Raw genomic sequence first — 267 nt, 5'->3', positions numbered from 1 at the left:
ACCAACACGCGGAACTGGGCCGGGATCACATCGAGACGCTCGGAGACATCCTCGCCAATCATCGTCATCGGGCCGCAACCGCAGGGACACATTGTGCTTCGCGGTTCGATCACGCGCTCAACGCGCGGAAGATGAGCCGGCAACTGGCCGCGATTGCCGTTGCGCGAACGATCGGCGCGCGCCGATTTGCCCTTGATGATCGCCGCAGCTTTTTCCTGCGCGGCGTCCAAAACGCCCTGAGCAATCTCGACGTCCTCGAGCGGAAGA

General features: G+C 62.9%; 1 protein-coding gene. It reads right to left on the bottom strand.

Features of this window, described 5'->3' with window-relative positions; translation table 11 throughout:
• Positions 1–267: IS66 family transposase zinc-finger binding domain-containing protein (locus tag IYY11_RS00020; protein ID WP_196402257.1), on the bottom strand; the 267-nt coding region annotated here is incomplete at both ends.

It is taken from the genome of Methylocystis sp. H62, assembly GCF_015709515.1.
In the GTDB taxonomy this organism is placed as follows: Bacteria; Pseudomonadota; Alphaproteobacteria; order Rhizobiales; family Beijerinckiaceae; genus Methylocystis.
The sequence above is the reverse complement of the archived record's forward strand: the minus strand, read 5'-3'. Positions and strand labels throughout refer to the sequence as shown.